The organism is Nitrosomonas oligotropha (assembly GCF_009833085.1).
In the GTDB taxonomy this organism is placed as follows: domain Bacteria; phylum Pseudomonadota; class Gammaproteobacteria; order Burkholderiales; family Nitrosomonadaceae; genus Nitrosomonas; species Nitrosomonas oligotropha.
In genome coordinates this window covers 1-15,752 of record NZ_QRBZ01000045.1, presented here as the reverse complement: position 1 = coordinate 15,752, position 15,752 = coordinate 1, and the positions used below count along the sequence as shown (strand labels likewise).

Annotated in this window: 16 protein-coding genes; 14 read left to right on the top strand and 2 right to left on the bottom strand. The window is 51.7% G+C overall.

Going from position 1 to position 15,752, the window contains the following annotated elements:
* Positions 1 to 148 precede the first annotated feature (148 nt).
* The 6 genes from rimP (at position 149) to ABD07_RS13395 (ending at position 7,144) form a co-directional block, all read left to right on the top strand.
* The gene (rimP, locus tag ABD07_RS13420) at positions 149 to 577 is read left to right on the top strand and encodes a ribosome maturation factor RimP (RefSeq protein ID WP_108698215.1); all 429 of its coding nucleotides are present in this window, start codon (positions 149 to 151) and stop codon (positions 575 to 577) included.
* A 24-nt stretch (positions 578 to 601) separates the two neighbouring features.
* Positions 602 to 2,074 (top strand): transcription termination factor NusA, encoded by a 1,473-nt coding sequence (gene nusA, locus ABD07_RS13415; protein WP_160818710.1) that lies wholly within the window; start codon positions 602 to 604, stop codon positions 2,072 to 2,074.
* Between the two features lie 87 nt (positions 2,075 to 2,161).
* On the top strand, positions 2,162 to 4,825 hold the full coding sequence (gene infB, locus ABD07_RS13410) for a translation initiation factor IF-2 (protein WP_160818709.1): 2,664 nt from the start codon (positions 2,162 to 2,164) through the stop codon (positions 4,823 to 4,825).
* Between the two features lie 27 nt (positions 4,826 to 4,852).
* Entirely contained in the window at positions 4,853 to 5,248 is a 396-nt protein-coding gene (rbfA, locus tag ABD07_RS13405) for a 30S ribosome-binding factor RbfA (protein ID WP_108698218.1), read from the top strand.
* A gap of 30 nt (positions 5,249 to 5,278) precedes the next feature.
* Complete coding sequence (truB, locus tag ABD07_RS13400) at positions 5,279 to 6,217, top strand: tRNA pseudouridine(55) synthase TruB (protein WP_160818708.1); 939 nt, start codon at positions 5,279 to 5,281, stop codon at positions 6,215 to 6,217.
* Between the two features lie 342 nt (positions 6,218 to 6,559).
* Positions 6,560 to 7,144: a PEP-CTERM sorting domain-containing protein gene (locus tag ABD07_RS13395; protein ID WP_108698275.1), complete on the top strand. Its 585-nt coding sequence runs from the start codon at positions 6,560 to 6,562 to the stop codon at positions 7,142 to 7,144.
* A 69-nt stretch (positions 7,145 to 7,213) separates the two neighbouring features.
* Here ABD07_RS13395 and ABD07_RS13390 read toward each other — a convergent pair whose 3' ends face one another.
* Positions 7,214 to 7,666, bottom strand: a complete 453-nt coding sequence (locus tag ABD07_RS13390) for a hypothetical protein (RefSeq protein ID WP_108698220.1) — start codon at positions 7,664 to 7,666, stop codon at positions 7,214 to 7,216.
* Between the two features lie 212 nt (positions 7,667 to 7,878).
* Entirely contained in the window at positions 7,879 to 8,523 is a 645-nt protein-coding gene (locus ABD07_RS13385; RefSeq protein WP_160818707.1) for a phosphoribosyltransferase, read from the bottom strand.
* 127 nt (positions 8,524 to 8,650) lie between these two features.
* Here ABD07_RS13385 and ABD07_RS13380 point away from each other — a divergent pair, with 127 nt between their 5' ends.
* The 8 genes from ABD07_RS13380 to ABD07_RS14815 all read left to right on the top strand — a co-directional run bounded on the left by ABD07_RS13380 (position 8,651) and on the right by ABD07_RS14815 (position 15,673).
* A complete protein-coding gene (locus tag ABD07_RS13380; protein ID WP_160818706.1) occupies positions 8,651 to 9,058 on the top strand; it encodes an archease in 408 nt (135 codons plus the stop codon).
* Positions 9,055 to 10,482, top strand: a complete 1,428-nt coding sequence (locus tag ABD07_RS13375; RefSeq protein WP_160818705.1) for an RtcB family protein — start codon at positions 9,055 to 9,057, stop codon at positions 10,480 to 10,482. Before ABD07_RS13380 ends, ABD07_RS13375 begins: the two co-directional genes overlap by 4 nt.
* Before the next feature lie 45 nt (positions 10,483 to 10,527).
* Positions 10,528 to 10,830, top strand: coding sequence for a ribosome hibernation-promoting factor, HPF/YfiA family (gene hpf, locus ABD07_RS13370; RefSeq protein ID WP_108698224.1), 303 nt, complete (start codon positions 10,528 to 10,530; stop codon positions 10,828 to 10,830).
* Positions 10,831 to 11,068: 238 nt separating this feature from the next.
* Positions 11,069 to 11,572 carry a BCAM0308 family protein gene (locus ABD07_RS13365; protein WP_108698225.1) on the top strand — a complete coding sequence of 168 codons (504 nt, stop codon included), beginning with the start codon at positions 11,069 to 11,071 and terminating at the stop codon, positions 11,570 to 11,572.
* A 48-nt stretch (positions 11,573 to 11,620) separates the two neighbouring features.
* Positions 11,621 to 12,070, top strand: coding sequence for a CBS domain-containing protein (locus tag ABD07_RS13360; RefSeq protein WP_108698226.1), 450 nt, complete (start codon positions 11,621 to 11,623; stop codon positions 12,068 to 12,070).
* 142 nt (positions 12,071 to 12,212) lie between these two features.
* The gene (gene lon / locus ABD07_RS13355) at positions 12,213 to 14,588 is read left to right on the top strand and encodes an endopeptidase La (RefSeq protein WP_160818704.1); all 2,376 of its coding nucleotides are present in this window, start codon (positions 12,213 to 12,215) and stop codon (positions 14,586 to 14,588) included.
* A 306-nt stretch (positions 14,589 to 14,894) separates the two neighbouring features.
* Complete coding sequence (locus tag ABD07_RS13350; protein WP_160818703.1) at positions 14,895 to 15,251, top strand: hypothetical protein; 357 nt, start codon at positions 14,895 to 14,897, stop codon at positions 15,249 to 15,251.
* 68 nt (positions 15,252 to 15,319) lie between these two features.
* Positions 15,320 to 15,673, top strand: coding sequence for a DUF2934 domain-containing protein (locus tag ABD07_RS14815; protein ID WP_205010698.1), 354 nt, complete (start codon positions 15,320 to 15,322; stop codon positions 15,671 to 15,673).
* Positions 15,674 to 15,752: the final 79 nt, after the last annotated feature.

Below are 15,752 nucleotides of genomic sequence, written 5' to 3'. Positions count from 1 at the left end.
ATCCGGAGAATGCCGGTAAAGCACTGAAAATCGCCGGAAATATTACCTCTGGCGAAAGTTTATGTTTCCTATTTCACAAATATTTGTTAAAATACAATCAATAAATTCGATGGGCTTTTTCAGCCCATTTTTTATTTGTGGTGGGGCTATGGTATTAGAGGAATTATTGGAATCGACTCTGCAAGGAATGGGCTACGAGTTGGTTGAAGTGGAACGGCTAGCACACAACAAATTATTAAGAATATTTGTCGACAAAGAGGGCGGTATTAACATTGATGATTGTGTAGCAATCAGCAATCATCTCAGCCGGTTGTTTGCAGTTGAAAACATCGATTACGGCCGGCTGGAAGTGTCATCGCCCGGATTAGACAGGCCGTTGCGGAAAGAAGCGGATTTTATCCGTTTCAAAGGAGAAACGGTCAAACTAAAACTGCGCATCCCGATTCAAGGGCAACGGAATTTTGTGGGAGTTTTGCGGGAAATAAATAATGGCATAATAAAACTGGAAAGCGAAGGAAAATTGCTTGATCTTGAATTGAGTAACCTTGGAAAAGCGCGTTTGGTTCCAAAATTGTAGGTATATAGATTTGGCTGGAGGACTATGAGCCGCGAAATTTTACTGTTGGTTGATGCATTGGCACGCGAGAAAGCGGTGGAAAAAGAAATTGTTTTCACTGCGCTGGAGCTCGCATTGGCATCCGCTACGAAAAAACGATTTCAAGAGGATATCGAGACTCGGGTTTCTATTGACAGAGCCACAGGAGATCACCAATCCTTCCGCCGCTGGCTGGTCGTTGAAGATGGCGCCGTGGAAGATCCTGAGCGCCAGATTGCCTTAAGTGATGCGGCAGAAACCGATGCGGATATTCAGGTTGGCAATTTTCTGGAAAAACCGCTGGAACCCATCGAGTTCGGACGTATCGGCGCGCAAGCCGCAAAACAAGTCATTTTCCAGAAAATACGCGACGCCGAACGTGAGCAAACATTGAATGATTTCCTGGAACGCGGAGATTATTTAGTTACCGGCGCGATTAAGCGCATGGAACGTGGCAATGCCATTATCGAATCCGGCAAGATCGAAGCGGAACTCCCTCGCGACCAGATGATACCGAAAGAAAACCTACGTGTCGGTGACCGGGTCCGGGCTTATTTGCATAAAGTGGATCGCGCTGCCAGAGGGCCGCAATTAAAGCTCTCGCGCAACTCCCCTGAATTTCTGATGAAATTGTTTGAACTGGAAGTGCCGGAGATTGAGGAAGGTCTGCTGGAAATCAAAGCGGCAGCCCGTGATCCCGGATCGCGCGCGAAGATTGCCGTCAAATCGAACGATCAGCGTGTCGACCCAATTGGCACCTGTGTCGGCATGCGTGGCTCCAGAGTTCAGGCGGTCATCAGTGAACTGGCCGGTGAACGCGTTGATATCGTGCTGTGGTCGGACGATCCCGCAACTTTTATCATCAATGCGCTGGCGCCCGCAGAAATCAGCAGTATCATGGTCGACGAAGAAAAGCACAGCATGGACATCGTGGTCGATGATGATAATCTGGCGCAAGCCATCGGCCGCGGCGGACAAAATGTGCGCTTGGCTTCCGAGTTGACCGGCTGGGAACTTAACATCATGACGGTGGAAGAATCCAAAACCAAGCATGAGCAAGAATCATCGCAAATCTGCCAGCTCTTTATGCAGAAACTCGATGTCGACGAAGAGATCGCGGAAATTCTTGTGCAAGAAGGCTTCGTTACGCTGGAAGAAGTGGCTTACGTGCCACTGAACGAGATGCTGGAAATCGAATCCTTGGATGAAGAAACAGTCACCGAGATCCGCAATCGTGCGCGTAACGTGTTGCTCACGGATGCCATTGCGAGTGAAGAAAAAGTTGAACATGTCGCGGAAGATTTGCTTGCCATAGAAGGTATGGATATTAATATCGTGCGCGAGCTGGCGGCAAAAGGTATTAATACACAAGCCGATTTGGCCGATCTGGCCGCCGATGATCTGGTTGAGATAACCGGTATTGATATTGAACGTGCAAATCAATTAATTATCAAAGCACGTGAACCATGGTTTACTTGATTTAAACACCCGGTTAGTAATAAATTAACCGGGTTGTTGTTTATTTCCGGAAGCCTGCTTGTCGTTTTGTTTGTTGAAGGGTTATAAATGGCTCAAATGAGTGTGGAACAATTTGCTAATGAACTGGGTTTGTTACCGGCAGTTTTGCTGGAACAACTTAAAGCTGCCGGCGTAAAAAAAACGCTGGCGGAAGACAGTTTAACCGAGCAAGATAAAGCGCAGTTACTGGATTATCTAAGAAAAACTCATGGCACCACTGAGACCCGCAGCAAAGTCACGTTAACACGCCGCCAAACTTCCGAAATAAGAAAATCCGATAGCACGGGCCGGGCACGGACGATTCAAGTGGAAGTCAGAAAAAGACGCGTGCTGACAAAACCTGACATGCCGGCTGAAGCTGAAACTGCCCAAGAAACCGCCAAGCCGCTGGAGGACGTCAGTCCGCCGAGCAAGGAACCGGTCTCCATCATTGATGCGGAACAGCTGGCTCTGCGCAGCGAAGAGGCGCGCAAGCAAGCGGAATTGATGGCGCGCCAGGCTGAAGAGATTAAACAGAAAAGAGCGCGCAAGAAACCCGAATCTACCGACGCTATCAACAAAGCCGCGGCGGAACCGGAAAAAGCCACTGAAGCTGAAGCAGCACCGGGAGCAATCAAACAGGGACTGGCGACGCCTGCGGAAGCAGAAATCAACAATCCGTCAACCACTGCCAAGAAAGCCGGAACCGAACAACGCGCGGATGATACCCAAGCCGCTTCGACCGATGGAACACTGCACAAACCGGCGGTGAAACCGGAAGAAAAAGTCGAGAAAAAGAAAAAACAGGCCAAGCAGCAAGTCGTCTGGAAAGATGAAGCCACAAAAAAACGCGGCGTCAAAACCCGTGGCGATCTTACCAACGGTCAACAAGGCTGGCGTACGCGCAGGGAAAAACATAGTAAACCGGCGCATGCCGAAGAACAGAATATGCACGCCTTTTCCGCACCGACGGAACCGATCGTGCGCGATATCATGGTGCCCGAAACCATTTCCGTAGGCGCTCTTGCACAAAAAATGTCCGTAAAAGCCGCCGACGTCATCAAAGTATTGATGAAAATGGGCAGCATGGTGACCATCAATCAAATGCTGGATCAGGATACGGCCATGATTGTCGTCGAAGAAATGGGCCATATCGCCAAGTATGCCGAGATCGACAATCCCGAGAATTTTCTTGCCGATCACGAATCCTCGACCGGTGAAGCTGAATTGTTTCCACGGGCACCCGTAGTCACGGTCATGGGGCACGTCGATCACGGTAAAACTTCTTTGTTGGACTATATTCGCCGCACCCGTGTCGCCGGTGGTGAAGCGGGCGGAATAACCCAGCACATCGGCGCTTACCATGTGGAAACCGATCACGGCATGATCACCTTTCTCGATACCCCGGGGCATGAAGCCTTTACGGCCATGCGCGCGCGCGGCACCAAGATCACGGATATCGTTATTCTTGTCGTAGCTGCGGATGATGGCGTCATGCCGCAAACCATCGAAGCCGTTCACCATGCCAAAGCAGCCAAGATTCCCATCATTGTAGCCGTCAATAAGATCGATAAACCCGAAGCCAATCCCGAACGGATCCGGCACGAACTGGTTGCGCATGAAGTAGTTCCGGAAGATTGGGGCGGCGATACGATGTTCGTCGAAGTATCGGCTAAAACAGGCCAAGGCATCGACAGCCTGCTGGAAAGCATATTACTGCAAGCCGAAGTGCTGGAGCTGAAAGCACCGACCAAAACCGCTGCAAAAGGCGTTGTGATCGAATCACGGCTCGATAAAGGCCGCGGCCCGGTTGCAACTATTTTGGTGCAATCCGGAACGCTGAATCGCGGCGATGTGATATTGGCGGGTGCAGTGTTTGGCAAAGTGCGCGGCATGAACGACGAAAATGGTAAAGCGATCAAACAGGCGGGAACGTCCATTCCGGTTGAAATTCAAGGATTATCCGAAGTGCCCGAAGCCGGTGAAACCGTGCTGGTGCTCGATGACGAGCGGAAAGCACGGGAAATCGCATTATTCCGGCAAGGTAAATACCGTGATGTGAAACTCGCCAAGCAACAGGCTGCAAAACTTGAGAATGTTTTTGATCAGCAAGAAGATGTCAAAATCCTATCCTTGATCATCAAAGCCGATGTGCAGGGCTCATGTGAAGCCTTGGCTTACGCGCTGCAGAAAATTTCCACGGACGAAGTGAAGGTCAATATCATCCACAGTGGCGTGGGCGCGATTATCGAATCCGATGTCAATCTGTCACTGGCATCCAAAGCCGTTATCATTGGCTTTAATGTCCGCGCGGATGCAAGCGCGCGCAAATTGATCGCTTCCAGCGGCGTCGATGTGCGCTACTACAATATTATTTACGAAGCGGTTGATGAAATCAAAGCAGCACTGTCCGGCATGATGTCACCCGATCGCAAGGAAAGCATCATCGGTCTTGTCGATATCCGTGAAATTTATCGCATTCCTAAAGTGGGTGTGGTTGCCGGATGTTATGTGCTCGATGGCATCGTTAAAAGAAACTCACTCGTCAGAGTGTTACGAGATGGTCTGGTGATCCACAGCTGCGAGCTCGATTCGCTGAAACGCTTCAAAGATGATGCCAGGGAAGTCCGGGAAGGGTTTGAATGCGGTTTATCGCTAAAAAATTTCAATGATATTCAGGTCGGTGATCAACTGGAAATTTATGAAATTGTCGAGACCGCACGGTCTCTGTAATCAGTATCCTGGTTCGCGATAGCCGATATGCCCAGAGATTTTTCCCGTACCCTGCGCGTTGCCGACCAAATACAGCGGGAATTGGCGGACTTGGTACAAAATGAAATCAAAGATCCCCGTGTACGGCTAATCACGATCACAGCCGTCGAAGTAACCCGCGATTACAGTTATGCCAAAGTCTTTTACACCACGTTATGCAGTAAAGAAGAGAATGTGCTGGTGGAAAAAGGGTTGGAACATGCCAGAGGTTTTTTGCGTACCCATCTCGCTCACCGGATGAAATTACGAATCACGCCGCAATTGCACTTTGTTTTTGATGCATCGGTCGAGCGCGGCGTCCGTCTGTCCAAATTAATCGACGACGCCATCGCGCAAGACAAGGCGACGCACCATCTCGATCCGGATCCGGAACAAACCGGCTGACCACCGCACTGATAAAACCTCCGCATTCATTTGACTAAGCCAGCAAAACGCAATATCAGCGGTGTTCTGTTATTGGATAAACCGCTCAATATTTCATCCAACAAAGCCATCCAAGTCGCCAAGCACCTTTTCTCCGCAGCCAAATGCGGACATACCGGCACACTGGATCCCCTGGCAACCGGATTGCTTCCGGTCTGTTTTGGCGAAGCCACCAAGTTCTCATCGGTGCTACTGGGCGCCAATAAAACCTACGAAACAACCCTGAAACTGGGTTTTATGAGCACCACGGGCGATGCGGAAGGCGAAATCAGTCAAGTGGCTGCAACCGTGCCCAATCCGGCTTTCTCCAAATGCGAACACGCCATACAGGATTTTATAGGTCCCATCATGCAGACCCCGCCCATGTACAGCGCGCTTAAACATCAAGGCAAACCGCTGTATGCTTATGCCAGAAACGGCGAAGACATTGAACGGCAAGCGCGTGAAGTCATCATTCACGGAATACAGATCCAGTCATTGCTGCACAATGAATTGCAATTGACTATTCAATGCGGCACCGGTACTTACATCCGGACGCTGGCGGAAGATATCGGCAAGGCACTGGGATACGGTGGCGCGTACCTGCTGAGTTTGCGCCGCACCGCTATCGATCGTTTCCCGGTATCTCAAGCGCACACGCTATCGGCGCTGGAGGAAATAAACGCTATCGAGAGAGATGCGTGTTTACTGCCGGTCGATTGTTTATTGCAGGCATACCCGGCAGTCACGCTGGACGATCAGCCGGCATTACTGCTGCAACAAGGGCGTACCGTGGAATATCGACCGGATAGCAACACTATGCCGGCCGGAGAAGTAATACGGTTATATAACCGCCAGCACTTCATTGGACTCGGCGAAATCACAGCAAAACAGGAAATAATGGCCAAGCGTTTACTGTCGAATAGTTATTGGTCTGAAATGGCTCTTTAATTACGATCGAAGCACATTTCCCGGAAATTACCGCGCGCTGCATCACTTCACAGCGCACTCACGCGCAAACTTCTTGAGCGCGCTCCATTCAACCTTGTAAGACATCACGTAATCGGCCTCAAGCATGCTTCCAAATGCCATACCGGCGGTAGAACTCCAATTATCCTACAAATACAACTCATTAATTTTAGCTAAAAATAAGCATATCCTATATCAATAAGATTTTTCTAGGCACATAATCAAAAGCGCCTAGATTCGGAATGACTCATGCTTTTATTTTGTGAGCATTCTGAATTCAGGAATGGTAATACCACAAATCTGCAATATAAAAAGGAGCAGAACATGATACTAAAAAAACTAGCAATAGCGATTATTGCAACGGGTACTCTCGTCTTTGGAAGCGGTGTTCAAGCAAATACCTATTCATTTGGCCAACTGCTATCCGGTGGCGGCCCTGCGAATGTTCACTTTGCCGATCTGAGTGCTACCGATGATGGTGGAGGAAACTGGACATTTACACTGACTACATTAGATTTAAATGCAATCTTCGGCACGGATTCATTTATAGGCACAATGGCAGTGGTAGGCACAGAACCCGCATCCAGCTCAACCGATTTAGGCGGGGGCGTGACTGTGGTCGATCCGGCTAATGGCGGCGGCCCAGGTGGAAGTTTTAATTTCCGCTACGATTTTGGTAGTGGCGGGTCATCGGACAGACTGACGGCCAATGAATCAGTAACATGGCATGTAAGTGGTTTGGGATCGGATCCTTTACCGATTGATGGCCAGTTAGCGTTGCACGTTCAAGCAACAAAATTTTCACCGGATTCCGCATGGTACGTTTCACCGGTTCCGGAACCTGAAACCTATGCGATGTTACTGATCGGATTGGGATTACTCGGTGCGACCATTCGCCGCAAAAAATAAATCGGATATCGAATCCGGCATTGCTTAAAACAGCGTGGTCTTTTAACTGTTTCTTGTCATACTACTTACTCAAGCCGAGCCGAGATTAAAATCAAGAATGGCACTACCGCTATATTGCTGCAAGTTACGTTCGGCAACCCGCAGTTTGTGCAGCAGCATGGTCAGTTGCGAATAAAACTCGTCGCTGGCAATCAATTGTTGCCATTCATCGCCATCCGGATCATCTTCGTCGAGATTACGCCAGAAGAGATTGCAGAAAGTATTGAATGGAACCGGCTGACCGGCGATCAGGTCCGCTTTGGTTTTATGATTAATCCAACGCTGCCGCCTCTTGATCAAATCCTCCGCGCCAGCGCAAACGACAACCGACAGATAAGCGTATAAATCCGTCGTACTGCGAATGCTCTGAAGCTCGGGAAATTTTCTTGTGTTAATAGCTTTGGCAATCAATTCCTGCAACGCCAGGGTAGAAACTTTAAGACTTACACCCGTTTGTAATACGTAAATTTTATCGAGGTACATAGGTCATCAAAAATAAAGTAGGAAGCCGTAACCAATGAACCATTCGATTAAAAATCGGGATTAAGGTTCACTCTTATGTCAATTCTCAGGCAACAAAGCTTTCAATCCGCACCGGATGAATATTTCCGTCATTCCGTCCGTCAATCAGAAGTAATGGCGATTCATACAATTTCAAGTGCTGGCGAGTGTATTCCTGCCAACAGCATGCGCGATTACCCCGCAATCTGCCGTGGCGCGGCGGCAAGACACGCGATCACTTCGTCATCGCTCACTTGCGGAAAATCCGCATAAAACTGCCCGACGGCATAAAAATCATCGGGTGCTGACAAACAGACGATGCGATCCGCTTTTCCCTGCAATTTCTTCAGTGTTTCCGGCGGCGCCACCGGTACGGCACAGATCAATTCCGCCGTTTTTTGATTGCGCAAGGCATGCAGTGCCGCAATCATGGTCGAACCGGTAGCCAGTCCGTCATCGACGACAATCACAATGCGTCCTGCGGGATCTATCGGTGCGCGCCCGGGCGTATAGTGCGCGCGCCGCTGCCGGATAGTTTCCAATTGCACCGACACTTCCTGATCGATGTATGCCTGATCCGCGCCGGCCTGCGCGGCATATTCCGTCAAATACACCCAGCCGCTTTCGTCGACGGAACCGATGGCATATTCCGGGTTACCGGGAGCACGGAGCTTACGCACCAGCACCACATCCAGTTCACCGTTCAGCCGCTGCGCAATCGCCTTGCCCATCGGCACCGCGCCACGCGGGATAGCGAGTATCAGCGGATTTTTATCGCGGTATCCGGACAATGCATGCGCCAATTTACCTGCTGCTGCCATGCAGTCGGCGAAAATCATGCTGCGCTCCTTATCGCTATTGTGCAGTGTGTTCCGATTTGATCAATCGCAACGATCGTTCAGATTGATACATTTCTTCCAGCAAAAATACTACAATAAAACTACATTTTTATAAAGTGATTAAAAAGTGAGCTCATCGTATTTTGAACACGATGCCGACATCAGGATTATCGGCCGCGGCCTGACGATGGAACAATCGTTTGAAGCAGCGGCGCATGCGGTTTTTGCGATTATCACCAACATTGAAACAGTACAACCCGTGATCGTAGTGGCGCTCGAATTTGAGGAGCCCGACCTTGAGCTGGCGCTGGTGGTCTGGCTTAATCTCATTTTGGGAAAGGCACGGGAACTCGGCATGGTGTTCAGCCATTTTTATATCCAGCGCCAGAATGATCATTGGCACGCCAAAGCCGCCGGGGAAAAATGGCGCGACGGCTTGGATCGCGGTGTAGAAGTCAAAGGCGCAACCCTGACCATGCTCGCGGTAAAACAAACCGGCCCGGTCTGGGAATCCCGTTGCGTGGTGGACGTATGAATCTACAACGATTACAACAGCTGCACACTTATCTCTGGACACTGCCCCAGGCATCCGGCGATAAGCGTGCGGAAGTTCTGCTGTACGGCAGCGCGCCTTTGCTCGAAAGCATGGACGGCAAGGTGCTGGAACAAATCGCCCATGTCGCCGCACTGCCCGGTCTGGTTGGCGCGGCGATGACCATGCCGGACGCGCATTGGGGTTACGGCTTTCCCATCGGCGGCGTAGCGGCATTCGACGCCGATCAAGGCGGCATCATTTCAGCCGGTGGGGTCGGTTTTGATATTTCCTGCGGCATCCGCTGCCTGCGCAGCAATCTTGATATCCGCGATGCAGCGCCCTACTTCAATCAGCTGGCCGACCGGTTGTTCGCCACGATCCCGGCGGGCGTCGGCGAAGAAGGCCATATCAATCTCAACCCGAAACAACTCGATCAAGTGCTGCTCGGCGGCGCGCAATGGGCGGTGAAACAGGGTTTCGGCGATGCCGCCGATCTGGATTATGTGGAAGAAAACGGCTGTGTTGGCGGCGCGGTGCCGGGCAACGTATCCGAGCTGGCGAAAAAACGCCAGCGCGGCGAAATGGGCACGCTCGGTTCCGGCAATCATTATCTGGAAGTGCAAGTCGTGGAACGCATCTACGACAATGTGACGGCGCAGGCTTTCGGCCTGCGTGAAGGCCAACTGGTAATTTCCATTCACTGCGGCTCGCGCGGACTCGGCCATCAAATCGGCACCGATTACCTGGTGATGCTAGCCAAGGCCGCCGGGCGTCTCGGCATTCACCTGCCCGACCGCGAACTGGCCTGCGCTCCGGTCAAATCGCCGGAAGGCCGACAATACCTCGGCGCGATGAATGCCGCAATCAATTGCGCTTTAGCCAACCGGCAAATCCTGACGCATTTGACACGCGAAACATTCGCCGAAATCTATCCCCAAGCATCACTGGAAACGCTGTTCGATATCTCGCATAACACCTGCAAGGAAGAACAGCACGAAGTGGACGGCAAAACCCGCTCGCTGCACGTGCATCGTAAAGGCGCCACGCGCGCTTTCGCGCCCGGGCATCCCAAACTGCCGGCGCACTACCGTGACGTGGGGCAACCGGTCATCATCGGCGGCAGCATGGGCACCGGTTCTTATATCCTCGCCGGTGTCAGCACCAATCGGGCGTTTGCTTCGTGCAGCCACGGTGCGGGCCGCGCCATGAGCCGTAATCAAGCGTTGAAACAATGGGATGGCCGGACCCTGATCAATGATCTCGAGCGGCAAGGCATCCTGATCCGTACCCGTTCGATGCGCGGTGCGGCGGAAGAAGCGCCGGGCGCTTACAAGGATGTCGACCAGGTGGCCGAGGTCACGGAACAAGCGGGATTGGCGCGCAGAGTCGCTTTTCTGCGCCCCAAAGTATGTATCAAAGGATAGTTGTTACCGGAAACGTTTAGCTCAATTCAATAGGAGGAAAATTTCATGGAAGTCACACTGCAAATCACCACGCGCGATATCCCCCACTCCGAAGCGCTCGAAAGTCACATCCGCGAAAAAGCGGAAAAGCTGGAGAAGTTTTATCCGCACATCACGAGCTGCCGGATCGTCGTCGAACTTCCGCACAAACACCACCATCAGGGCCGGATGTTTGACGTGCACATCGACATGACGGTCCCCGGCAGCGAAATCGTGGTCAATCGGGTCGCCAATGAAGATGTCTACGTCGCGGTGCGCGATGCCTTCGATGCCGCCAAGCGTCAACTGGAAGATCACGCCCGCAAATGACGCGGCGATACTCAGCCGCATGCGCCGGATCGTAGCTCCTCTAAGCTGCATTGGCTTGTGCGCATGCGCGGCGAAAATACGCCCTCGAATCACAGACGGAAACGCTTGACAAAATTATCAGAGCGCGCAACATGGAACCGATGTTCAATCTTTCACGAACGCATAGCTGACCGTGAACGGATAAAAAAATGACTTCTCATTCAAACTGAAATCGTTGCAGCAGAAGGAGGGATTTATCATGAGCACAAAAAACCCGCATCCTGGTTTTCATCAAATTACACGGCATGACGGTGTTTTCCAGGAACAGATTCACGACGCCTATCAAATCAAAAGCAAGCTCCCCGAACCCACCGTTTGTCCGCTTTGCAGCGCGGTATTTCACAAAGGCCGGTGGCAATGGCTTGCCGCGCCAATCAATGCGCATCAGCACAACTGTCCGGCCTGCCAACGCATTCAGGATCAATACCCGGCTGGATTCCTGACCTTGCACGGTGAATTCTTCCACGCGCACCGGGATGAAATCATGCATCTGATACAGCACGTAGAGAAACAGGAAAAAACCGAGCACCCGCTGAAACGGATCATGGCCATGGAGATAAAAGATCACGAAGTGCTGATCACCACCACCGACATTCATCTCGCGCGCGGTATCGGTGAAGCAATCCATCATGCGTACCAGGGTGAGTTGGAGTTTCACTACAATCCGGCGGAAAACCTGTTGCGCGTGCATTGGTCACGTTGAACTGTGAATTTTCCCGTCTTTCCATAACAACCAGAAAGGAGAAATCAAATGTCTGTCGGCGAAATTTGCAATCGTGAAGTCATTGTTATCCAACGGGATGCAACCATTGTGGAAGCTGCCAAACTGATGCGCCAGTTTCATGTCGGCGCGGTCATCGTGGTCGAGAAGCGCGACGGCCGCCAGATTCCGGTCGGCGTTGTCACGGATCGCGATCTGGTGGTGGAAGTTGTGGCGACGGAATTGGACGCAGCCGTCATCACCGTTGGCGACATCATGGCGGCGGAAGTATTTACCATTAAGGAAAACACCGCATCGCATGAAGCCATCGAATTCATGCGCCGCAAAACCATCCGGCGTTTACCGGTCGTGGATGAAACGGGGGAATTGACCGGCATCCTGACCCTGGACGATACACTGCAATTATTATCGGAAGAGTTGCTCGATCTCGCCAAACTGGTGCGCTACGAGCAAAAGAAAGAAACGCGGCATCGCCCGTGATGTTCCAGCTTTACCGGTAACCGGCGCGGCCAAGCCGGTTACCTCAAACAAGGCCAGCGGATCTCTCTTGAATTCCTGGTTAAGCGCTCAAATATTCCAAGAGAATATTAAAACCGCCTTACATTCTGAAGGATGAGCCGCCATGGAACAATCTGTCACAAACCCATTCGAGTTGCCTGCCGATGTCATTGCATTGGTGCCGATGCGCAACGTGGTGTTATTTCCGCACGTACTGATGCCGATCACAGTCGGCCGGGTGCGATCCATCGCCACCATTGAGCACGCGCTGCAATCCAAAGCGCCGATCGGCATCGTGCTGCAAAAAGATGCCGCGGTCGACAATCCGGGGTTGGAAGCGCTGTGCGGCACCGGCACCATCGCCAATATCGTGCGGCATATGACATCCGACGACAAAACACATCATGTCGTATGCCAGGGTGTGGAGCGTTTCCAGATCGAAGCACTGGTCGAAGGATACCCGTTCATCGCCGCGCGCATAAAACGCATTGAGGAATCGTCGCCTATCACCACGCAGACCGAAGCGCTGGCGCTGCAATTGCGCGAACGCGCCATTGAAATTTTATCGCTATTGCCCGGCGTACCGGCGGAACTTGCGCACGCTTTGCAAGCCACGCGCGCACCTTCCGATCTGGCCGACATTACCGCAAGTCTGCTCGATGCCGAAGTGAGCGAAAAACAAATGCTGCTCGAAACCATCGATACCGAGGAGCGGCTGCAAAAAGTGCTGCACATCCTGTCGCGCCGCATTGAAGTTTTGCGTTTGTCGCAGGAAATCGGCGAGCGCACCAAAGAGCAAATGGAAGACCGCGAGCGCAAATACCTGCTGCGTGAACAGTTGAAAGCGATTCAGAAAGAGCTCGGCGAAGACGGCGACAACGATCAGGAAATCACGCAGCTCGACGAAGCCATCACCAAAGCCGGCATGCCGGGCGATATCGAAACACAAACGCGCAAGGAATTGCACCGCTTGCAGCGCATGCTGGGCGCGTCGAGTGAATTCTCGATGCTGCATACTTACCTGGAATGGATGACCGAATTGCCGTGGCGGCTGCCCGAGGAAGCACCGATCGACCTGAATAACGCGCGGCAGATTCTGGAAGCGGATCATTTCGGGCTGGAGCGGATCAAACAACGCATCATCGAATTCCTCGCGGTGCAGAAACTGAAACCGCACGGCCGGGCGCCGATTCTGTGTTTTGTCGGACCGCCCGGTGTCGGCAAAACATCGCTAGGCCAAAGCATCGCGCGCGCGTTGCAGCGTTCGTTTGTGCGCGTCTCATTGGGCGGTGTGCATGACGAAGCCGAAATGCGCGGCCACCGCCGCACCTACGTCGGCGCGATGCCGGGCAACATCGTGCAAGGATTACGCAAGGCGGGTGCGCGTAATTGCGTCATGATGCTCGACGAGATCGATAAAATGTCCGCCAGCATGCAAGGCGACCCCTCCGCCGCCCTGCTGGAAATCCTCGATCCGGAGCAGAACTCAACGTTTCGCGATAATTATCTCGGTGTGCCGTTCGACTTAAGCCGGGTGATTTTCATCGCCACTGCGAATGTGATCGACAACGTGCCGCCACCGGTGCGCGATCGTATGGAAATCATCGATCTCCCCGGTTACACGCAGGAGGAAAAACTGCAAATCGCCTTGCGGTATTTAGTGCAGCGTCAAAGTGAAGCGAACGGCCTGCGCGAGGATCAATGCACGCTGACGCCCGAGGCGCTGCAAAGCATTGTGGCCAACTATACCCGTGAAGCCGGTGTGCGCCAGTTCGAGCGGGAAATCGGCCGGGTCATGCGGAACGTGGCGCTGCGCATTGCGGAAGGCAAACAACAGCAAGTACGGATCGATGTGGGCGATTTGGATGCAATCCTGGGTGCGGAAAAATTTGAACACGAACTCGCGCTGCATACCGACTTACCCGGTGTCGCCACCGGCCTCGCCTGGACACCGGTGGGCGGCGACATTCTGTTCATCGAAGCCACGCGCATCAATGGTAGCGGAAGATTGATTCTGACCGGACAGCTCGGCGATGTCATGAAGGAAAGCGCGCAAGCCGCCCTCACGCTGGTCAAAGCGCGCGCCAGCGATCTCAACATTCCGTTAGCGCTGTTCGACGGCATCGATGTGCATATGCACGTTCCGGCGGGTGCGATTCCAAAGGATGGACCGAGCGCGGGTGTAGCGATGTTCATCGCGCTCGCTTCGCTTTTCACCAACCGGCCGGTGCGCCACGATGTCGCCATGACCGGTGAAATCAGTTTGCGCGGTTTAGTACTGCCGGTCGGCGGCATCAAGGAAAAAATACTGGCGGCCCAGCGCGCCGGTATTCAAACCGTATTGCTGCCTGCGCGTAACCAGAAAGATCTGCGGGATGTTCCGGAAGCAACGCGCAAGGCGATGCAGTTTGTTTTACTGGAAACCGCGGATGACGCCATGCAAGCGGCATTGCATCAAACCGCCAACCCGATGCAAGTGTCAGGATTCAAGCTTGTTTGAACAGGAGTTATCTAAAGATGGGAATGCAAACGCGCATCGAATCACCATCCATGAATTTCTAGGCATTTTGCTTAGATAAAGATAAGCGATGCGCTTATATATTTATGCCGCCAACCGTTCCAGAATACCGAGGAGGCAGTTAAATACAAAAAATAAGGCTGAATAAAGCGGCAATTTGCCGCATTGTAGTTTCCTTCCTGTCCAGTTACAGTGAATCACCGGAAGCCAGTTCAATGTGTTTGTTATATGGTTGTCACATTGCTTTGCTATCCTGGAAATATCGCCTAATGTGAGGAGTAAATTCAAATGATGCACGCTGAAACTCTCGATAACTTTAACGCCATTAGTCATCTTTACAAACAAAAAAACAATTATTCCTTCTACGAGTCGGGTCAATTGCGGCGCGCGAAAATGCATGCCGCGCAACTCATCGGTGCAATCGATACCGAGCAAATGCTGCCCCCGGTTCTGTATCAACTGCTCGAAGCCAGCCTTGTCCTGGAAACGACCGATTGCAGACGGCTTGCTGCTCACCTGAAAAGAACGCCCGCTACCATCCGCAGCGAATTTAAAAGCATCTGCGAAATTCTTGGCTCGGCTGAAAACACGCGGAATAACGACGGTTTTAACAGCCGCAACAATAAAAACGCTGTCAATATCTAAGCATTTACTTAGTTAAAAATAAGTATTTTCTGACTTATTTTTTTGCAAAGTTTCACTACGATAATCAATTGATAAAGATTTTTATCAATCTCATCTTTCAAGTACGAATCAATATCCTGCTCAAGGAGGATTATCAAATGCCAAGTAAAGTCAGCGAAGGAGAAACCAAGAAATCCGGAACCAGGTTATCAAAAAGTGAAGAGCGGATACTCGCCAATCAAGTCTTAAATTCAGCAGAACCGGTTGACCGCCAGGAAATGATCGCCACCGCGGCTTATTTCCGTGCCGAGAAGCGCGGCTTCACGGGCAATGAGATAGATGCCCTGCGCGATTGGCTAGAAGCAGAAAGGGAAGTCGACAGTGGGCTGGACATGTTTGATAGCGGCAGCATAGATTTTCAATTTCTCACCGTCAAAGAATAAGCTGTAAGAATTTCTAGCGTTGTTTACAGTATTCAGGAGAATACTGTAGATGAACATACACAAACGTACCCGATTGACC